Consider the following 20266-nt stretch of genomic DNA (forward strand, 5'->3'; position numbering starts at 1 on the left):
CGGCTAAAACTAAGTCAATTACGGCTGCCGAAAATGGCGCTGCCAATTCGCACCATAGTGGAGCCTGATGCGATAGCCTGCTCTAAATCATTACTCATTCCCATGGAGAGGGTATCAAGTTTTGCGTAGCTTTGCTTGAGTGACTCAAATAGTCGTTGCATCTTTTGTAGCTCAGCGTGTTGTATTTCAATATCGTCGGTGGCGGTTGGAATGGCCATTAAGCCGCGTAGTTCTAAGTTGGGCAGCGAGTCGATAAGTTTAGCCAGAGGGGCAATCTCATCGGCCGATACACCAGATTTACTCTGTTCTTGGCTGACATTGACTTGAATACACACTTTAAGTGGCGCGAGATGAGAAGGGCGCTGTTCATTGAGTCTGAGGGCGATTTTTTCTCGGCTGAGGGTGTGCATCCAGTCGAAGTTTTCTGCGATGGTTTTTGTTTTGTTCGATTGCAGTGGACCGATAAAATGCCACTCGATATCCGGGTAATCGGCCTTTAGTGCAATTATCTTAGATTCACCCTCTTGCACATAGTTTTCACCAAAAAGTCGCTGCCCAGCTTTATAAGCCGCTACTATTTGTTCGATAGGTTTGGTTTTACTGACGGCAAGAAGTTGTATTTCATCATGATTACGTGATGATTTTTGCGCCGCTTGGTTGATTCTTTGGTGGGCGTGAGTCAGTCTGTCTGCTATTGTTGTCATGGTGTAAGTTTTTGGTTGAATGGATATCCCAAACTATGGAAATCACAGAGTTACTTGCCTTTAGTGTAAAACACAATGCGTCGGATCTACACCTTTCAGCTGGGGTTTCTCCCATGATACGTGTAGATGGTGAGGTCAGGAAGATCAATCTTCCAGCGCTAGATCATCAGGGTGTACATAGCCTAGTTTATGACATCATGAATGATAAGCAGCGTAAGGATTATGAAGAACATCTTGAGATCGATTTCTCATTTGAAGTACCCAATTTAGCTCGTTTTCGTGTGAACGCATTTAACCAAAGCCGTGGTGCTGCCGCGGTATTTCGTACCATTCCTAGTGAGATTCTAAGTCTTGAAAAGCTGGGTGCCCCAGAAATCTTTAAGAAGATTGCGAGTTACCCTCGTGGCTTGGTATTGGTTACCGGACCAACGGGTTCGGGTAAGAGTACCACCTTGGCGGGGATGATCGACTATGTGAATGAGCATCGTCATGATCATATTCTAACTATCGAAGATCCTATCGAATTCGTTCATCAAAACAAACAATGTTTGATTAACCAACGTGAAGTGCATCGCCATACCCATAGTTTCAATGCCGCACTGCGCAGCGCATTGCGTGAGGATCCCGATGTGATTCTTGTGGGTGAGATGCGTGACCTTGAAACCATTCGCCTAGCTATGACGGCGGCGGAAACCGGTCACCTCGTTTTTGGTACTTTGCATACCACCTCAGCGGCGAAAACCATTGACCGTGTGGTCGATGTATTCCCTGAAGGCGAAAAGAGTATGGTGCGTACCATGTTATCTGAGTCGCTACAGGCGGTTATCTCTCAGACACTGATTAAGAAAGTCGGTGGTGGTCGTGTTGCAGCTCACGAAATTATGATGGGCACGCCTGCGATCCGTAACTTGATCCGTGAAGATAAAGTGGCACAGATGTATTCAGCTATTCAGACTGGTATGGCTCACGGAATGCAGACGCTAGATCAGTGTTTACAGAATCTGGTGAATCGTGGCCTCATTACTCGTGAAGATGCGATGTCTAAGAGCTCAAACAAAAATGCTAGTTTCTAGTTAAGGTTTTTATTATGGATGTACTCCCATTTTTAAAAGTCATGGTTGACCGCAAAGCGTCGGATCTGTTTATCACCGCGGGCTTTCCCCCCAGTGCTAAGGTCGATGGTGAGGTTAAACCTCTTGCTGAAAATCCATTTACGCCGCAGCAGTCGTTAGAATTTGTCGAATCCTTAATGACAGAGGCACAACGTACAGAGTTTCTCGAAAGCCGCGAATGTAACTTTGCTTATGCGGCAAAAGGACTCGGTCGTTTTCGTGTCAGTGCATTTTGGCAGCGAGAATCGCCAGGTTGCGTGATGCGTCGTATCGAAACCAAAATCCCCTTGGTTGAAGACTTAATGTTGCCGCCAATTTTGAAAGATCTGGTAATGAGCAAGCGTGGTTTGATCATCATGGTCGGTGGTACCGGTACCGGTAAATCAACTTCACTGGCAGCGCTGGTGGGTTATCGAAACTCTCAGGCGCGCGGTCATATTTTGACCATTGAAGACCCTGTAGAATTTGTTCACGATCATCGTAAGAGTATTATTACTCAACGCGAAGTCGGCATAGATACCGAATCGTTCGATGCAGCACTGAAAAGTTCACTGCGTCAGGCGCCAGATGTGATTCTGATTGGTGAGATCCGTACTCAAGAGACCATGGAGTTTGCTCTCTCGTTCGCCGAAACGGGTCACTTGTGTATGGCTACCTTGCACGCCAACAACGCGAACCAAGCCTTAGATCGTATTATGCACTTGGTACCTGAGAGTAAACATCAGCAGTTACTTTTCGATTTATCGTTGAACCTACGTGGTATTGTGGCACAACAGCTGATTCCTAAGAGCGATGGTAGTGGTCGTCGAGCGGCGATAGAGGTGTTAATCAATACCCCTCGTGTTGCCAGTTTGATTCAGAAAAATGAGCTTCATGCGCTCAAAGAAACCATGGCCAAGTCCAATGAGCAAGGAATGCAGACATTCGACCAAGCATTGTTGAAGCTGTATGTGGAAGGCGAAATTACTTATTCAGATGCACTACATCATGCGGATTCACCCAACGATCTTCGCTTGATGATTAAGCTGCAAAGTAAAGAGTCTGCCAGCTCCGGCTTTATGGAAGGGGTAACTCTAGACTTAGATTAACAAGGTTTGTTTAATCTAGTGGACAAAACCGGTAGCCTCTGAGGTTATCGGTTTTTTTATCGATTTTTCGTATTATCTTGACCTAGGATTATCTGTTTTTATTGCTACATGCACTCTTGTATCCGATTAATCAAAAGCGAGCAAGAGACTGTCATTACAGGGAGTGAATGATGAAAAACATACTGATTTTGTGTCTAGTTTTGATTGCCGCTTGGCAGTTTTTACATCGAGACTCTGTCGATAGAGATAAGCTCGGATCCGATGAAATCAATAATCTGGGCGTTGACGTTGCAGCAGTTGACGCAGTTGCTATCGATAGTAGCAAGCTGCTACAGAGAGCCTTTGAGCAACAACAAAGTGATATTCAAGTTCAAGGTGTTGGCCGAGTTATCCGTTTATTGGCCGATGATACACGTGGCTCAAAACATCAAAAATTTATTGTTAAAGTTTCTGCACAGCAAACCATCTTAATCGCTCATAATATCGACCTTGCCCCGCGCGTCGCAAACTTGAATGTTGGCGATAAGCTTGAGTTTTATGGTGAATATGAGTGGAACAACAAGGGGGGAGTGATACATTGGACTCATCACGACCCGAGAGGATACCATGTGGATGGTTGGCTAAAACATGATGGGCGTGTTTATCAGTAAATTTCAGGCTAGCAGAAAGTCATGTAAGCAAGATTATAAGGATATAAGATGATTACAGTTGTGGGTAAAACGCCAATAAAATTGAAACACATAGCGAGCTGCCACTGTGGTGGTGTGGAACTACTACTTTATCTGCCTAATGGGATAGAAAACCCTCGTCGCTGTGATTGTTCTATTTGTCGCCGAAAAGGGGCGATTGTTGCCTCTGTGGCGCTGGATGGGATCACTATTTTAAAAGGTGACAATTTACTCAAGTTATATCAGTTTAATACGCTGACCGCTAAGCATTACTTTTGCTCAAATTGTGGTATTTATACCCATCACCAACGCCGCTCTGCACCCAATGAATATGGCTATAATGTTGGCTGTCTAGAAGGGGTTAATCCGTTTGATTTAGGAAAGGTTGTCACTCTCGATGGTGTTAATCATCCAGCCGACAGTGACGCAGACTAAAAGTGGTGTTGTAGATTTAATAGAGGTTTTCGAAGTAACTTTCGATGATTAACACTGCTGACATCGAGTCCACTTGCCCTTTAGTTAGCGCCTTATAACCGCCCATTTCAAATAGTCTTGCTTTGGCATCTGCAGTGGTCAGGCGTTCATCTTGGGTCGCGGTTTTCACCCCAAATCGACCGTTGATCCGATTGGCAAATTTACGTGCTCTCTGGGTCATCTCTTGTTCAGTTCCATCCATGTTCAATGGCAGACCTACAACGATCAGATCGGGCTTCCACTCTTTGATTAAGGCTTCAATCTCTTCCCAGCGGGGAATGCCGTCGTTGGCTTTTATAGAACTCAGAGGTGTGGCACTGCCGGTGATCTGTTGCCCAATGGCAACACCAATACTTTTAGTTCCGAAATCAAAACCTAATACGCTTGCTAAGCTCATTATTGTTCCTGTTGAATGATGTTTGGTCTGATTATCCGTGGCCAGTAAGCGAGGAGAGCTGACTGATATCAAACCCCAATGATTGAGTGGCTTTTACCCAGCGTTCATCATGGGGAGTATTGAAAAGGATATCGATATCTACCGGAATGGTTAACCAGGCATTATCGGCCAGTTCCTGTTCTAACTGGTCGCGTTTCCAGCCGGCATAGCCTAGGGCGACAATAAAGTTTTCAGGTGCCTGATCGTTTCCAAGTGATGTAAGCACATCCCGAGAGGTCGTTAGCATGAGCTGATCGCTGATCTGTTGGCTGCTGCTCCATTGAGATTGCGGCGTGTGTAATACGAAGCCTTTCTCTTGTGCCACTGGACCGCCGAGCAGTACCTGACTATTGATACTTTCTATGGTGCGGTAGTCTTCAAGTTGCATCTGTTTTAGCAGCTCATTGACATCGACGCCTATGGGTTTATTGACCATCAAACCCATGGCGCCTTGTTCATTATGTTCGCATAAATAGATCACGCTGCGCTCAAAAAAAGAATCATTGAGTGCGGGCATGGCTAACAATAAATGGTTCTGCAAACTTTCCATCTGGCACCTCACGGTGGTTTAACCACCGGCCAATTTAACTTGATAATTCAATTTTTCAAGCAGTGATTTAAGCTGTTCGCGGTTATCGGTTTGGACTTCGATATTAAACTCTTTGACAGTTCCACCACAGCCGCACTGTTTTTTCAGCTTTTGTGCTAAGGCTTTTAACTCTTTTTCGTCTAATCCCAGTCCTTTGATCACTGATACGCCTTTGCCTTTTCGTCCCTTGCTGTCTTTATGAATACGGACGATGCCATCGCCTTCAGGGATAGATTTCGGTTCTGGCTTCTCGGTAATTTTACCGCCATCAGTGCTATAGACTAAGGAGATATTAGGGTCGATTCTCATCTTTAACTGGCTTGTAATGAAGGATAGTTTGAGTTTAACAAATTGCGCTATGTTGTGGGAGCGCTTAGGAATAATAGCGAAAAAAAAGACCACTAAATGTGGTCATGGATGAGGCTAAATATCGATCTGCAGGGAGATATCAGGCCTGTATTATCCCAAAGCAACTAACCTCAGTTTACTGATTTAAGTTAGCGCAAGTAGTGAGAAAACTTATTTAAAAGACTTTTACCAGCATAGATATCAATGTCACTGCGGTAAGCCCGGCACAAGGTAGGATAAACCTGTGCAGCTGAGATATCGCTACCGCGCAGCCTGTAAGAGCGAAACTTATCGCAATCAATGCGTTAGTCGATTGATGACCACTAAAGAGCACGATTGATAATACAATGACGGCACTAAGAGGAAACAAAAATAAGATTTTTTGCCCTTTGGGCTGCTCGGTCACAACTGAGTTTGACGTCGCTAATGAATTAGGGGCAAACATAAAGATGGCACTTGCAACTAAGATGGCGCTGATAAACCACATCATGCTAAAAATCTCCAATCAATCTAATTGATAATCATTATCATTTAAATCGATTGCTGAAGTCAAGCTGTATGATTGGCTTTTTTTACACAGTTAAAGTTGTAGAGTATTAAGATGCTCTGTAAGCTTAAATTAATATCTTTTGTGTATTTTCAACTTATTATCGCTGGAGTATTTATGAAACACGTAATCGTCTTGGCAGCTATGTTGGCGTTGTCAGCTTGTAGCACGCTGAAATCGAGCTCAGATTATGATCCTAATGTGAATTTCAGTGGCATTAAAAATTATGCTTGGGTTGTGCAAAAAAATGATGATGCAACTTATCAGCTTGACGGTTTAATGGAGCAAAGGGTTAAAAATGCCGTCGATGCAGAGTTACAGCTAAAAGGTTTGAGTAAAACAGATGAGGCTCAGGCTGACGTGCTTGTGAATTACTTCACTAAAGTTGATAAGAAAATTAACGTCGACACATTCAATACTAATTTTGGTTATAACCCCTATTATGGTCCGGGCTGGGGATGGGGCGGTAATATGAGTACTCAAACCACAGTACGCGAATATGAAGTGGGTACCTTAGTTATCGATTTAGTCAGTACCGAAACCGGTAAGTTAATCTGGCGTGGTTCAGTCGCCGATACCATCAGAGAAAAAAACACCCCAGAAGAGCGAATCGAAGTGGTGAATAAAGCTATCGCACAAATGATGCAAGCTTATCCACCTAAATCTCAATAAGACTGATATTTGGTGATATAAAAGAGCGGCTTAGGCCGCTTTTGTTGTATTTAACAACTAAAAAATGCCGACTTTTATCATCTTTAGACCAAAGTGCTAGATACGTAACCCAGCAGCTAATGTTATTTTGGCAATCCTTGATTGAAATGGATTATGGAGGCGAAGTGGAGCAGTTCTTACAGCAGTGGTTTTGTCACTATGAAAAAGGATCCGGTGTTGAAATCGATAATCTTAGTCGGCAAACCTTAGAAAACTGGCAACAGCTTCTTGATCAAGCCAAATTAGGTGAACTAGACACTTGGCAAAGAAACCCGCCGGGAAGACTCGCGTTAATCTTATTAATGGGACCGGTAGCGCACTTGCTCGGCGACGATAACCTAATGATGCTACAAGCCAAGGCGCGAGAACTATGTGTTTCAGGGGTCAATAAAGGCTTCGATACCCAGCTTGAACCTTTACAGCGTCGCTGTTTCTACGATCCACTATTCTATTCGGCAAAGTCCGATGATAAAGCGTTATTAATTCGTTTGTTAGAAGGGATGCAATCTCAAGTTCAACAGACGGTTAAACCTGCATGGCAGAACTGGTATCAACAGGCTGCAATCACCTCTTTATAACTTCCTTCGTATTGATGGGCAAAGTCAGTTTTTTTGCCCATTATTTTTAATTTCTTGTCTTTATTGCTGATATTTAGGTCATTTCATTGGCTTTTTTAAATTTGGCTAACTAACTTATATTCATAAACTGGCTAGAGTTGTTAACTTCTACTTACTGCACTTAAGTATTTTTATCTACCCTGTTGCCATCAAAAAGGATGATGGACAGCCTATTTTGTATTTTTAAGTGTTTTTGGCTGTAAAATAAACCTGTTGTAAGTAATTAGGCTTTTGTTTTGCAACAACTAATGGTAAAAGGTAAGCAGATATTTAGCCTGAGTCTTTAAAGCTTTATGAATGAAAGCGTGTGGGACAGAATCCCCAAATAGTTTCAGTTAAAATCGTTTATGTTTAAGCACTCAGTACACTGGTGAACAGCCGCTGAGTTATCAAGTGATTAATACCTAATTTATTGTTAAGGCACGCTAATATCGGGCCGAATTTGTAGGGAGCGTTATATGGAAAACTTGGATAGTTATATTGAAAAAGCACCTGAACTCATCATGACCTATGGTGTGCAGGTGATTTTAGCTTTAGTCATTTTTATCTTAGGTAAGTATTTCTCTAATGTAGCGAAAAAGCTAACCGTTAAACTGCTTACTAAACGCGAAATCGATAAGACGGTGGTGAGTTTTGTCGCCAATATGGCATGGGCGGTAGTGTTTGTATTCACTGTGATTGCGACCCTGGGCCAAATTGGTGTTCAAACAGCGTCATTAGTTGCGGTTATCGGTGCCGCAGGCTTAGCGGTAGGTTTAGCGCTGCAGGGCTCGTTATCAAACTTTGCTTCAGGAGTGTTGATGGTATTATTCCGTCCCTGCCGAGTTGGAGATTATATTGAGGCTGCGGGTACTGCCGGTGTTGTAGATGAAATCACTATCTTTTCGACCAAGTTACGTAGTCCTGATAACAAAGTGATTGTGGCGCCAAACTCGGCGGTAATGAACGGCACTATTGTTAACTATTCAGCAATGGATACGCGTCGCATCGACTTAGTGATTGGGGTTTCTTACGATGCCGATCTTAAGCAGACCAAAGATGTGCTGAAAAAGGTACTGGATAATAGTAGTTATGTGCTTAAAGATCCTGCTTATACGGTTGCTTTACTCGAGCTCGCAGATTCATCAATCAACTTTGTTGTTCGTCCTTGGGTAAAAGGTGCCGATTTCTGGCCTGCACGTTTTGAGATTTTAGAACAGATTAAATTGGCGCTAGATGAAGCCAATATTGGTATCCCCTATCCACAAATGGATATTTACGTCAAAGAAGCTCCAGCGGCGTAGTACATTTTTACATCGCAAAAGGTCAGCAAATGCTGGCCTTTTTTCTTATCTAAATTTGAACGGTAAATCATTAGAAAAGGGCTGGCAGCCGTAATTGGCTAGGAGTAAGATGCTCTGTCATAAACTGATGTTGTGATTAGGAAAGGGGAAGATGATCGATTTTCGCAGTGATACTGTAACCAAGCCCACAGAAAAGATGCGCCAAGCTATGGCAAACGCCGAAGTTGGCGATGACGTTTATGGTGATGATCCAAGTGTTAACCGCTTAGAGTCGATGGCTGCTGAGCGTTTTGGTTTTGATAGTGCCTTATTTACCTCATCAGGTACCCAAGCAAACTTGTTAGCATTGATGTCTCATTGTGAACGTGGTGATGAATATATTTGTGGTCAGCAAGCTCATAACTACAAATTCGAAGGGGGCGGTGCTGCCGTGTTAGGTAGCATTCAGCCGCAACCATTAACCAACCAGGATGATGGTTCGATATTACTGAGCGACATTGAAGCCGCCATTAAACCGGCCGATTTCCATTTTGCCAATACCAAGCTTATTAGCCTAGAAAACACCATAGGTGGCAAGGTGCTGCCCATGCAATATCTGGCTAAGGCACAAGAGCTCGCCTTTAACCGCCGTTTACGCATCCACTTAGATGGCGCTCGGGTTGCGAATGCCGCAGTCGCGCAGCAATGTGATATTAGTGAGATCACCCAATATTTTGATTCGGTTTCTATTTGTCTTTCAAAAGGATTATGTGCACCTGTAGGTTCGTTGTTATTGGGTGATGAGCTGCTGATCCGCAAGGCGCGTCGCTGGCGCAAGATGTTAGGTGGAGCTATGCGCCAAGCAGGCATTCTTGCAGCGGCAGCGCATATTGCCTTGGATGAGCAGGTTGAGCGTTTAAGTTGTGACCATGACAATGCCAAATACCTTGCAGATCAGCTGAATCAGTTAGATGAATTTGAGGTAGATTTGGCTCAAGTTCAGACCAATATGTTGTTTGCGGCAGTGAGTGACAAGCTTGATATTGGCGTCGTTGCCGCAGCATTACAGCAGCAGGGGATTTTGATTAGCGCGGGCAAGACTCTGCGTTTGGTGACTCATGCAGATATCAGTCGCAGTGATATCGATGTCTTTATCAAGGCATTAAAAGCATTGCTTTGAGGTTAACCTGCTTTGCGACCCAATAAAAAGCCATCCTTTTGCGATGGCTTTGTTATGCTTCAATTGGCTTCAGTAGAACTAGATATTGGGTTTAATGATGATGGCCATGATTACCGCCTTCAAGGGAGCTTCCATCGGCAGAGTAGAAACCTGAACTACCATGTTGAATAAACCCTTGGGTGATCATCTTGGCGATAAAAGGATCAGATTCACTGTCGCCGACATCGGCAAAGTCCATATCACGATAACCTGAGGTTAATTGTTTAAAATCTGATTGGCTAAAAGGAACAAGTTGAGTCAATTGATAATGAATAACCTGTTCACCATGATGTAGCGTGATTGATTTGGGCAGTGACATTTCAGTGAGCCAAGTGACATTGACTCTCGGCTGCCCCTGATGATTCTGCAACTCTTGCTCGCTAAAGCATTGGCCTTGCTCAATACGTTTTTGAGTGAATTGGTTGCGCTCGGCTTGTGAGATTAAATGAAACTGTTTATCGACGTCGGTATGAATATTCAGTGCTAACAGATCACCACGTTGGTAGCTAATCGAGCGTTTTTCTGCGGGGAAATAGCGAACATATTCACCGCTTTTATTCCATGCTTCTAAACTGGTGGCGACTTGTTGATTCGGGGCGTTTTCGCTGGCTAGAGTTTCGGCAGTATGTTGATAGATTATGCTGTCATTGAAGCGGCTCAGGGTTAAGTTGACCGCATTGTGACTTGGTGCTTGCTTTGAAGTTGAGGTAATAAGATAGCTGGCTTGGTATTGGGTCGCAGAGAGTGTGCTATGACAGCTGATAGAGTCGTCGGAGCGCGTTTCGGCAGCGTCCGCCTTATGTTCAGAGCCGTGTTTGGACTCATATTTAGAAGCATGTTCAGAATCAGCGAGTTGAGCAAAAGCCGAATAGCTGAGTAAGGCCATGGCTGATATGGAACAAGCGATTAGCCATTTAGTATTATGCTGTGACAAAGAGTGAGGCAAACCCATAGGAAATCAATCTCCTGATATGTGGAAATAGCTGGTTGTAAAATATAGTTTTTATCTTTTGTAAGCATTGCTAGCTATAAATTAGCAGCCGAGATAGCCCGGCTGCTAATGGATTTAGCTCGCTAACATCCTGAGCCGTTAAGGCGTCACCGCTTCGGCTTTATTGACTAAGTCGCCAACATAATTCATTACATGGAACAGATGATTTTGCTCGACTGTACCTTCAATTAAGCTGGCCCCTGGACCACGAGAAAAAATAGCAACATCTTCACCAGCATGGGTTTCACTTTCCAGAGGTACCGCAGCTTCTTGGTGGAAACCTGCGCTTTGGGTATCGACGTAGTTAAGATCGACACGTCCAGCAAGCGCTGCATACATATAACGCTCATCTCCCCCCATAGCTAATGAGGCATAACCTAAGCCGTTGGCATAACCGACAGTCGTATATGGCATACCGTTAGCATCGGTAGAGTTAGTGATACTAGGCTCACCGTGTGCATCGTTACTCTTAACTAAACCTAAGATAGGATTACCACGAGTTGGATAGCCTGCAATGGTAAATACATGGCTATGATCCGCCGTGACCATTAGCAAAGTGTCGTCCTCCGAGGTTTTCTCCATTGCAACACGAACCGCGTCCGATAGGGCGATAGTATCGTATAAGGCCCTGGCCGCATTGCCTGCGTGATGAGCATGGTCGATACGTCCCGCTTCAACGATCAGTACAAAGCCTTTATCGTTTTTACTGAGGATATCGATACTCTTAGCGGTCATTTCGGCCAATGAGGGTTCGCCTTGAACACCATCTTCGACGCGGTCATAGTCATAATCCATGTGTGATGAATTAAATAGACCTAATGCGTGGTCGGTGTTGGTCGTATCTAAGGCTAAGAAGGCTTCACGGTCAGTAACATAAGCCGCGTTAGTATATTGGCTAAGCCACTCGGCAGTGAGGTCACGACCATCGCTGCGTTTACCTGTTTTACCTTCTGGATCTGTCATGGTGTTGGGAATAAATTCACGGCGACCGCCACCCATGACCACATTGACGCCTTGACCTTGATTGAAATCGAGCAGTTGTGCTGCAATATCTTTACAACCGTTGGTGACAGCTTCTGCTGGCAAGTTGCTGTCTGACTCCCAGTCTCTGTCGGGTACATGAGCGAAGGTAGATGCTGGTGTTGCATGAGTTACTCGAGCCGTTGAAACAACCCCTGTGGACATACCTGCAATACCGGCTAACTCTAAGGCGGTAACCAGATCTTGCCCTGCGGCGGAGGCGCAGTTACCACGCACAACCCCTTCAGCTTGTGAAATCACACCTGCATCGGTTTTAACCCCTGTCATCATGGCTGTCATGGTCCCTGCTGAATCAGGAGTTTGTGCGTCAACGTTATAGGTTTTCGCCAGACCTAGGTGCGGTAAGGTTTCAAATGAAAGTGAGTTTTCCTCACCTGTATTACTATGTAGCTGACCATCTAAGATGCGAGCGGCTGTGATCGTAGACACGCCCATACCGTCACCAACGAATAGAATGATATTCTTCGCGCTGCCTGCATCCTTGTTAGGTGTCATCGCCTCGGCTTTGCTGACGCGATGTTGGCCATCTACATACCATTGATTAACCGAGCTCCAATCTTTACCTGAATCACCGTTCGCGCCGTCGCTTCCAGCTGCACCTGCAACGCCATCTGAACCTTTGTCGCCATCGCTACCACAAGCAGCTAAGCCTAAAATTGCTGCCATAGACAGTACTAGTAATGTTTTATTCATCTTTCTGCTCCCAATTAGTACTTAGTACCGCCAAGCTGTTGGGCTTGGTTGATAATGTGGAAAATGACGCTTTGTTCGATAACCCCTTGAACCAAGTTTGAACCAGGGCCAGTCGCATGTAAGCTGATATCCTCGCCAGCATGAGTTTCGCTACCCATAGGGATTAATGATTGCTGCATAAAGTCGTTATCTTGAGTATCTACAGAGCTTAAGTCATCGCGACTCGCCACTATGGCACCAGGACCATTGGTGTAACCAAGAGTGGTGTAGGGCTTGCCATCCAATGCCGTGGTTACCGAGCCATCGACGCCATGAACTAAACCAAGAATAGGGTTACCACGCTTTGGATAACCTGCGATGGTGAACACATGGCTGTGATCGGCGGTAACTAAAATTAGGGTTTCATCAGGATTGGTGTTGTCATAGGCGGCTTGTACCGCGTTTGATAGTTCCACGGTATCGGCAAGTGCACGTTTGGCATTACCCGCATGATGACCATGATCGATACGACCTGATTCGACGATCAGTAGGTAACCTTGATCGTTTTTATTTAGTATCTCGATAGACTTCTGAGTCATCTCGGTAAGTGAAGGTTCGCCGCCAACATCATTTGCACGATCGAGTTCGTACTCCATGTGTGAGGCATTAAACAGGCCTAATAGGTGGTCGGTATTGGCGACATCGATAGCGTCAAATTCATCTTGGTTCCACACGTAGGCGGCGTTATCGAAGTTATCCATCCAAGCTTGGGTAAGATCTAAACCATCTTCACGGGCACCGGTTTTGTTTTCTCCATCGGTGACAGAGTTAGGCAGGAAGTTTTTACGTCCACCACCTAAAGCGACCGTAAGGGCATTATCTCTATCGCGCATCACCATTTGATAGGCGATATCGGTACAACCGTTTTGACGGGCTTCTTCAGTTAAGTTGCTGTCTGATTCCCAGTCACGTTCTGGAGTGTGAGAATAAGTTGCAGCGGGAGTGGCGTGGGTAATACGTGCGGTACTCACTACGCCGGTAGATAAGCCTTTAGCATTAGCTAGATCAACCAAGCTGATGAGCTCATTTCCTTGAGATGATAAACAGTTACCACGCAATGCAGTGTCAGACACAGAAATTACCCCAGCCTTAGATTTTACCCCTGTGGCGATAGCGGTCATGGTGCCTGCACTATCAGGGGTTTGTTGGTTAGTGTTGTAAGTTTTAACTAAGGCGGTGTGATTAAACTTCTCAAAACTCAGGAGGTTTTCTTCACCACCTTGATTACCATTCTGCTGCTGTCCTTGATAGATACGCGCAGCGGTAAGGGTTGAAATACCCATGCCATCACCCACGAACAAGATGACATTTTTTGCTTTAGTCTGGCTGGTTTGATTGGCTTTTTGTTCGACTAATTGGGCACTATCCTGAAACCAAGTACTGTCGGATTGTACCTTGGGTAATACGGCGCTATGGGCGGTCACCGAAACCAAACTGAGCGAGATCAACGCTGCTAACTTGTTTAAATTCATTACTTTCATCATCCATTATGTAGATTGAAAATTGGCGTTTTAAATAAAGCGAAGGGATTGTTATCTATGGGTATGACAAAGGTGGGTCAGCGATATTGCAGTTATATGAATCGGCATAACTAAATATCCATTAATGTATGAATTTGGTGCGAATTGGCACCATAACAGTGCTGTCGATATTAAAGGTTTGATTTTAATGTGTTGATTATTAACTCTTTTAATTTTTGGCTTAATTTTTGATGTTGATTTATCAATATTATGTAGGAGGCCTAGTTATGAAGTTTTACAGTCGACGTTTCATCAAACCTGAACACCTTAATCCCGCTAATGCGCTTTTTGGCGGCCAGTTATTAAGTTGGATTGATGAAGAGGCGGCAATTTTTGCTGCTTGTCAGATGAATAGCCAGAGTATTGTGACCAAGATTATTTCGGAAATTAATTTTATGACTCCCGCTAGGCAGGGGGATGTGATTGAGTTTGGCTTAGAATTGATCAGTGCTGGGGTCAGCTCGATCACTGTGCGCTGTGAAGTACGCAATAAGATGTCGCTATTGCCAGTGGTCACTATCGATAAGATGATTTTTGTTAACGTGGATGAAACCGGCTTGCCTAAGCCTCATGGTATGCGGGCTAATGCAGCCTAAGTCTAAGAGCTAGGTGGAGGAGGATTGAGCGCTTGATGAATCAAGCGCTCAGGTATATGCCTAATTTAGTTTTCTTTACTGAGATCTTGTTTTACCGATTTAGCCGCATCACGAGATGCGTGACCCACTGATTTAGTAGCGTCACGGGTTGCATGACCAATGTCAGTGGTCACTTCTTTGGTCGCATGACCGATATCACGACCCGCTTCTTTCATTTCGGCGCAGCCTGTTATCGCAATAACTAGGGTAAAAGCAGCAATCAATATTTTCATATATCAGTGTAAATTAGATTAGTTGTGCTTCCATTTTAACCTTTTATGATATTGAGTAAAGCCCTGTATTTCTCAAGGCTAAAGCTCAGTTTCAGGTTAATGTACCTCTAATCCAGCTTACTGAGTCGTTGCTGATAGTCCTTGATCAAATAGGCCATGATCTCTTGCACTGAACTGTCTTTAGTTGAGTCATCCATATAGATCTTAAAGGTGACTAAGATATGGCCGTCACCTTTTAGTCGTCCACTTTGCATCGAGAAATAGGAGCTTTCGCCATCGGCTTCTCTCACCGTAAAGCCATCTTGTTCAAAAATACGGTGACCGGAGCGGTCATGCCATTTAGTAATACGACTTAAGCCAATTTCACATGATTCATTAAATTCGACATGGTTTTGCCATGTGGTGGGATGGGCGGGATCCTTAATATGCGGGCATCGAACTGTATAGTTGTAGACATGGGAAATCGCTGTCATAAATTACCTACCTAAGCTATGGATAGAGGTGCCATCATAGGCACTGCTTCTCTTCGGGGTCAACCGTTATTCGTATTCGTTCTTAATTGCATGGTTAACTACAACATTGAAATTAACGACTGTGGTTAACTTGTTTTAGCATGAGTTAAAGTGACATAAACTTGTGCTAGATCGCATTTCTTAGGCAATGATCGGCTTCACATGGTAATCGCTTAATAAAGCAACAACTTAATCTAAAGATTAGGGGGAAGAGTAAAATGGCGAGTGTAGTAAATAAAGTGAAAACCAGAGCAGCGAACTGCTCTGGTCCATTATTTTAAAGCATTATTTTGAAATATTATTTTGAGGTTTAGAAAATCAGGTGTGCCAAACCTGCAATAACCGGTAACGTCACCAATGTTCTCAGGATAAAGACAACAAACAGTTCCACAATATTTACCGGGATTTTACTGCCAATCAGTAATGCGCCGACTTCACTCATGTAGATCAGCTGAGTCACAGACATGGCTGCAATAATAAAACGGGTCATATCTGATTCAATCGAGCTGGCAAGGATTGAAGGAATAAACATGTCGGCAAAACCTACCACAATTGTTTTTGAAGCTTCTGTGGCTTCAGGAACCTGCAGTAGCTCTAACAGAGGGATAAATGGCATTCCAAGGTAGTCAAATACCGGAGTGTACTCGGCAATGATCAAGGCGATGGTACCTATGGCCATAACGATGGGGATCACACCAAAAATCATGTCGATAACGTTTTTTAAGCCGTCTTTGAGAGTATGGACAATACCTTCCGATTTCTCGGCTTTTAACATGGCTTGCTCAAAACCCCATGAAAATACCCCTTTACCTTGTGGGATCACTTCATCGTCAGGATGGCGTGGTGTATCGTCGATATAATGATCTTTTTTCCAAGATAACGGTGGCAGCTTAGGCACTACGATAGCCGCGACAACCCCAGCAAAACAGACGGTGAGATAGAAAGGCACAAATAGATGTTCTAGTTTTACCTGTGAGATCACAACCAGTGAGAAGGTAATAGAGACTGCTGAGAAGGTAGTACCAATTACCGCCGCTTCTCTTTGGGTATAAAAGCGTGACTCATATTGTTTACTGGTCATCAAGATACCCACACTACCATCTCCAAGCCATGAGGCCATACAGTCGATAGCGCTGCGACCTGGAAGGTTGAATACTGGACGCATGACTTTGGTTAGTAAGGTACCAAATAGCTCTAGCAGGCCGAAGTTAAGTAGCAGCGGCAATAACATTCCTGCAAAGATAAACACGCAAAACAGTACGGGGAGCAAATCATTAAGCACTAAGGTCCCCGTATCCCCTGAGTGGATGGCTTCTGGGCCTATACCTAAATATGTCAGTACGATAAATATCGCACCTAAGATTCGAATAATGGCCCACATAGGACTGACATTAAGTAGGGCATAGACAAACTCGCTCTTGAGTAAAAATTTCGGTTTGAATAGTTTGTAAAGCAGAGTGGCTACAGCGGTAAATACCACAATGGCTGATACGATAAGGGTGATTGCTTCACCGAGTAAATTCTGCAGCGCTTTTGATACAATAGCGATAGGAATGGTGATCGCATCTTGATAACTGATTGGCGTCATAAACAGCAATAGACCGATCAGTGAAGGGATCAGAAAAGTTAGAAACGTTTTTACACTATGGGATTGTTTTTCAGCCACTTTATTTTCCCTAAATTTTGCTGTTTATATAACGGCAACAAATTAATCAAAAATTCGTAAAATAAGGTTACGATGAATATCTTTGCATCTTTGAGCGGGGCAGATTACCGCCTAAATCAAGCGTTGTAAAACCTTTATCTTAGTTCAATCTACAGTGTCACATTCTTTAAGCCATTATCGGGTAACTCGCAGAGGCATATTAGCAAGAGGTAAAGCATCTTGATTGTGATATTACAATCAGTCTATGTGCAACTAATGTCTAAACCGATAATCGAAAATATTCGCTTACTGCGCGCGTATTTATGCATTTCGTTATTTTAAGTTACGAATTATTTTAGTTAAAAGTAAAAAAATATGCGCCAGGACGCTGCAGAAAATCACGATTCGATATATGTTAGGAAAATGACATCAGGCAATCATCAAGGGATCATGACTTCAAGAGAGCGTAAATTATCGAAACTCGCGTTTAGATTTGGCTTGCTTGGGCTCGTTGGTCACCTCATCGGCTTAGTTATCGCCTATCTCGCCTTTAGCGATTTCAATCAACAGGGGTTTAGCTTTCTCAATTTCAGTTTGAGTGAATTGGGACAGTATGGCCATTCTCAATTAGCGGTGGTGTTTAATGGCGGTTTATTTTTTGGCAGTCTGAGTTTAGTGCTGTTTTGTTTATTCTCACTGCAAAACAGCGATAACCCATGGTTGTACCCCTGTTTAATCTTAGCCGTTATCGCCTTGCTGGGGCTGGCTATTACAGGGTTATTTCCGATAAATGTCTATCACCTACATAAATTTGGTGTGGAATATTTTTTCCATTTTGCCGCTTTGAGTGTTGCTAGTTATTTGATCTATTTAGTACAAAAAACCAAACAGCCGAAACGCTTTGCCAATAAAGGAAGTCTTATTCTCTGTCTGGCCAATGTGATGGTTTTTGGGCTATTTATTGTGCTAGCACATGTGGATATGGGATTAGTAGCGGAAGGGCGTTGGTTTTATCATGATATGACCATGGTTGAGCCTCGCCCCGACTTATGGTGGCCAGCCTTATTAGAGTGGCTATCGTTATTAATGTTTATGTTGTGGGTTTTCTCGCTGGTATGGAGCCAGCGAGAAGCCAGAAGAGATTAGCCTTTATATTGATTATTGTGACGTGCGCTGCTTGAAGTCGAGTCCGGGCTGATTAAACCAGTAACCATTACAAGGATGTGCTGCAGCGTCCGAACTCAGCGACCGAGAATATTTGCCACTCACCAATTCATTTGCCAGTTCAATTGATGCGAATGAAGATGGCGAAACCCTGAAGTAATCGACCCCAAGCTGTTGCATTTCATCTAGTTGATCCCGTAGATCGATAAAACTGGCCGACTGAGTCTGAATACCATTTAAACGCAGCAAAGGTTGCGACTCCTGAGTCTGTACTAACATGCCTTTGGGATAATCGATACAAATGGTGTTGCAGCTATCTTTGCTGAGTCCTTTATGGCGGGCGGTAAAACAGCGCGCAGAATGTGCCAGCGGCATATAACCATGGCCAAACACTTCCACTTGAATATTGCTGCTGGCAAGTTCTGCCATGATTTGTTCGAGCCATAATTTCGACAGTTCGAGCGGCATCACAAAACGTTGCATTCCCCAAGAGGCTAGCTTTTTCAACACCGCACTATTGTAGTTGTTCATGCTTGGGCCACAAACAAAGGGCAAGTTGAGTGACTTAGCAATATCAACTGTGCCCAAATCGTTGGCTTCAACTATAAACTCACCATTATCGACTTGCTGCTGTATCAAGCTAAATTCCGATTGGGCCTCGATCAGAGTCAGAGTGGATAGTACTACTTGCTTGCCGCTTTCCTTAAGCATCTGAGCTAAATTCATGTAGTCTTTGAATTTCAATTCGCGGCGACGGCTACAGACCGTTTCTCCTAAATAAACCAGTGGAATATTGCTGTCAGCAACCTGTCGATAAAACTCGGTTACATCGGCTTTCGGCCAGCAATACTGAAGAGGGCCAAGGGCTATATTCATATGGGTTCCTTCTGGATTCATTATTGCCATGTTCTTTCGTAAGCACCTAAGGTGGTGACTTGTCCCTCGGACACTTTAGCTAGAGCTTGATCCCACTGAATTTGGCTGCTGTAGGCACTTGGATCTGTTAAATAGGTGTCGATGGCTTGTCGCCACACGCGAGTGACTTGCTCGACATAAGCGGGGCTGCGCTGGCGGCCTTCAATTTTTAGCGACACAATATTGGCTTTAGCCAGTTCAGGTAACAAGCTGAGGGTATTTAGGCTGGTGGGCGACTCTAATAGGTGACTCGCTTGATGTTCATCTTGCGCGAAATAGCGACCTTTACATACCACAGGGTACCCCATCTGCTCATCGGTACTCGATTGATCTATGAGTACATTGTTGAGTCTGGTTTGGCTCTTATCGCCTACTTCTTGCCAGCGAACATCTTTTGCTGGCGAACAGGAGCCGCCTGTATTGGGCGACTGACCTGTAACATAAGAGGACAGATGGCAACGTCCTTCGGCCATAATACATAGGCTGCCAAAGGCGAAAACTTCAAGATCGACTGGACTGACTTTGGCTAAGTCTCGCACCTGCTTCATCGACAATACACGAGGTAATACGGCACGTTCGATATTGAATTCACGTTTGTATAAGTTGAGTGCGCCAACATTGGTGGCACTGGCCTGAACCGATAAATGCAAGGGCAGATGAGGATAGCGGCTATGGGCGTAATCGAGTAGTGATAGGTCCGCCATGATCAGCGCATCAATCCCCGAATTGGCAGCCAAGTCGATGGCTTGATACCAACGAGATTCTTCATTGGGGCTTGGGAAAGTGTTAATGGTGAGAAAGATTTTCTTTCCCTGTTGTTTAGTGTACTCGACCGCCTGCGTTAGTTTTTTGGGCGTGAAATTCAAACCGGCGAATGAACGGGCGTTGGTATCATCCTTCAAACCTAAGTAGATCGCATCGGCTCCAGCATTGAGCGCGACTTTGAGTGATGCAAGATTACCTGCAGGACACAAGAGTTCCATTGCGATTTTTTCCTCAAAAAGTGTGCAGTGTAATGGGATTTGATAAGCAAAATATTGATGTAAAACAGGTTTGAGAATAGAAAAATAGTTAAAATGAAATATTTGTCTATTTGAGCTTAT

General features: G+C 44.0%; 23 protein-coding genes. 10 read left to right on the forward strand and 13 right to left on the reverse strand.

Features of this window, described 5'->3' with window-relative positions:
* Positions 1–14: 14 nt before the first annotated feature.
* Positions 15–704, reverse strand: a complete 690-nt coding sequence (locus L1D21_RS03505; RefSeq protein ID WP_239843835.1) for a YggS family pyridoxal phosphate-dependent enzyme — start codon at positions 702–704, stop codon at positions 15–17.
* Positions 705–739: 35 nt separating this feature from the next.
* Here L1D21_RS03505 and L1D21_RS03510 point away from each other — a divergent pair, with 35 nt between their 5' ends.
* From L1D21_RS03510 to L1D21_RS03525, 4 genes are all read left to right on the forward strand, one after another.
* Positions 740–1777: a type IV pilus twitching motility protein PilT gene (locus L1D21_RS03510; RefSeq protein WP_239843836.1), complete on the forward strand. Its 1038-nt coding sequence runs from the start codon at positions 740–742 to the stop codon at positions 1775–1777.
* Positions 1778–1791: 14 nt separating this feature from the next.
* Positions 1792–2904 (forward strand): PilT/PilU family type 4a pilus ATPase, encoded by a 1113-nt coding sequence (locus L1D21_RS03515; RefSeq protein ID WP_239843837.1) that lies wholly within the window; start codon positions 1792–1794, stop codon positions 2902–2904.
* A 170-nt stretch (positions 2905–3074) separates the two neighbouring features.
* Complete coding sequence (locus L1D21_RS03520) at positions 3075–3554, forward strand: DUF3465 domain-containing protein (RefSeq protein ID WP_239843838.1); 480 nt, start codon at positions 3075–3077, stop codon at positions 3552–3554.
* A gap of 48 nt (positions 3555–3602) precedes the next feature.
* The gene (locus L1D21_RS03525; protein WP_239843839.1) at positions 3603–4007 is read left to right on the forward strand and encodes a GFA family protein; all 405 of its coding nucleotides are present in this window, start codon (positions 3603–3605) and stop codon (positions 4005–4007) included.
* 16 nt (positions 4008–4023) lie between these two features.
* Here the strand turns inward: L1D21_RS03525 and ruvX are convergent, their stop codons facing one another.
* The 4 genes from ruvX to L1D21_RS03545 all read right to left on the reverse strand — a co-directional run bounded on the left by ruvX (position 4024) and on the right by L1D21_RS03545 (position 5909).
* Entirely contained in the window at positions 4024–4443 is a 420-nt protein-coding gene (ruvX, locus tag L1D21_RS03530; RefSeq protein WP_239843840.1) for a Holliday junction resolvase RuvX, read from the reverse strand.
* Between the two features lie 31 nt (positions 4444–4474).
* Positions 4475–5032 carry a YqgE/AlgH family protein gene (locus L1D21_RS03535; RefSeq protein ID WP_239843841.1) on the reverse strand — a complete coding sequence of 186 codons (558 nt, stop codon included), beginning with the start codon at positions 5030–5032 and terminating at the stop codon, positions 4475–4477.
* A gap of 18 nt (positions 5033–5050) precedes the next feature.
* Positions 5051–5380 carry a stress response translation initiation inhibitor YciH gene (gene yciH, locus L1D21_RS03540; protein ID WP_239843842.1) on the reverse strand — a complete coding sequence of 110 codons (330 nt, stop codon included), beginning with the start codon at positions 5378–5380 and terminating at the stop codon, positions 5051–5053.
* A 214-nt stretch (positions 5381–5594) separates the two neighbouring features.
* A complete protein-coding gene (locus tag L1D21_RS03545) occupies positions 5595–5909 on the reverse strand; it encodes a hypothetical protein (protein ID WP_239843843.1) in 315 nt (104 codons plus the stop codon).
* Positions 5910–6083: 174 nt separating this feature from the next.
* Here L1D21_RS03545 and L1D21_RS03550 point away from each other — a divergent pair, with 174 nt between their 5' ends.
* From L1D21_RS03550 to ltaE, 4 genes are all read left to right on the forward strand, one after another.
* Positions 6084–6638 (forward strand): DUF4136 domain-containing protein, encoded by a 555-nt coding sequence (locus tag L1D21_RS03550; protein WP_239843844.1) that lies wholly within the window; start codon positions 6084–6086, stop codon positions 6636–6638.
* A 119-nt stretch (positions 6639–6757) separates the two neighbouring features.
* Complete coding sequence (locus L1D21_RS03555) at positions 6758–7255, forward strand: DUF924 family protein (protein WP_239843845.1); 498 nt, start codon at positions 6758–6760, stop codon at positions 7253–7255.
* Between the two features lie 497 nt (positions 7256–7752).
* On the forward strand, positions 7753–8577 hold the full coding sequence (locus L1D21_RS03560) for a mechanosensitive ion channel domain-containing protein (protein WP_239843846.1): 825 nt from the start codon (positions 7753–7755) through the stop codon (positions 8575–8577).
* A gap of 151 nt (positions 8578–8728) precedes the next feature.
* Positions 8729–9736, forward strand: a complete 1008-nt coding sequence (ltaE, locus tag L1D21_RS03565) for a low-specificity L-threonine aldolase (RefSeq protein ID WP_239843847.1) — start codon at positions 8729–8731, stop codon at positions 9734–9736.
* A 91-nt stretch (positions 9737–9827) separates the two neighbouring features.
* On the opposite strand, the gene L1D21_RS03570 is transcribed toward ltaE, so the two are convergent.
* The 3 genes from L1D21_RS03570 to L1D21_RS03580 form a co-directional block, all read right to left on the reverse strand.
* Positions 9828–10727 carry a hypothetical protein gene (locus L1D21_RS03570; protein ID WP_239843848.1) on the reverse strand — a complete coding sequence of 300 codons (900 nt, stop codon included), beginning with the start codon at positions 10725–10727 and terminating at the stop codon, positions 9828–9830.
* Positions 10728–10865: 138 nt separating this feature from the next.
* The gene (locus tag L1D21_RS03575) at positions 10866–12500 is read right to left on the reverse strand and encodes an alkaline phosphatase (protein ID WP_239843849.1); all 1635 of its coding nucleotides are present in this window, start codon (positions 12498–12500) and stop codon (positions 10866–10868) included.
* A 14-nt stretch (positions 12501–12514) separates the two neighbouring features.
* The gene (locus L1D21_RS03580; RefSeq protein ID WP_239843850.1) at positions 12515–14011 is read right to left on the reverse strand and encodes an alkaline phosphatase; all 1497 of its coding nucleotides are present in this window, start codon (positions 14009–14011) and stop codon (positions 12515–12517) included.
* Positions 14012–14286: 275 nt separating this feature from the next.
* On the opposite strand from L1D21_RS03580, the gene L1D21_RS03585 reads away from it, so the two are divergent.
* Entirely contained in the window at positions 14287–14655 is a 369-nt protein-coding gene (locus tag L1D21_RS03585) for a hotdog domain-containing protein (RefSeq protein WP_239843851.1), read from the forward strand.
* Positions 14656–14720: 65 nt separating this feature from the next.
* Here the strand turns inward: L1D21_RS03585 and L1D21_RS03590 are convergent, their stop codons facing one another.
* The 3 genes from L1D21_RS03590 to L1D21_RS03600 form a co-directional block, all read right to left on the reverse strand.
* Positions 14721–14927 (reverse strand): hypothetical protein, encoded by a 207-nt coding sequence (locus tag L1D21_RS03590; RefSeq protein WP_239843852.1) that lies wholly within the window; start codon positions 14925–14927, stop codon positions 14721–14723.
* 107 nt (positions 14928–15034) lie between these two features.
* Positions 15035–15400 (reverse strand): cytoplasmic protein, encoded by a 366-nt coding sequence (locus L1D21_RS03595; protein WP_239843853.1) that lies wholly within the window; start codon positions 15398–15400, stop codon positions 15035–15037.
* A 349-nt stretch (positions 15401–15749) separates the two neighbouring features.
* Positions 15750–17105, reverse strand: a complete 1356-nt coding sequence (locus L1D21_RS03600) for a YjiH family protein (RefSeq protein WP_239843854.1) — start codon at positions 17103–17105, stop codon at positions 15750–15752.
* A gap of 402 nt (positions 17106–17507) precedes the next feature.
* On the opposite strand from L1D21_RS03600, the gene L1D21_RS03605 reads away from it, so the two are divergent.
* Positions 17508–18230, forward strand: a complete 723-nt coding sequence (locus L1D21_RS03605) for a DUF998 domain-containing protein (protein WP_239843855.1) — start codon at positions 17508–17510, stop codon at positions 18228–18230.
* A 12-nt stretch (positions 18231–18242) separates the two neighbouring features.
* On the opposite strand, the gene L1D21_RS03610 is transcribed toward L1D21_RS03605, so the two are convergent.
* The gene (locus L1D21_RS03610) at positions 18243–19124 is read right to left on the reverse strand and encodes a U32 family peptidase (RefSeq protein WP_239843856.1); all 882 of its coding nucleotides are present in this window, start codon (positions 19122–19124) and stop codon (positions 18243–18245) included.
* Between the two features lie 20 nt (positions 19125–19144).
* Positions 19145–20146 (reverse strand): peptidase U32 family protein, encoded by a 1002-nt coding sequence (locus L1D21_RS03615; RefSeq protein WP_239843857.1) that lies wholly within the window; start codon positions 20144–20146, stop codon positions 19145–19147.
* Between the last annotated feature and the right edge of the window lie 120 nt (positions 20147–20266).

Source organism: Shewanella sp. Isolate11 (genome assembly GCF_022398315.1).
Taxonomy (GTDB): Bacteria; Pseudomonadota; Gammaproteobacteria; order Enterobacterales; family Shewanellaceae; genus Shewanella.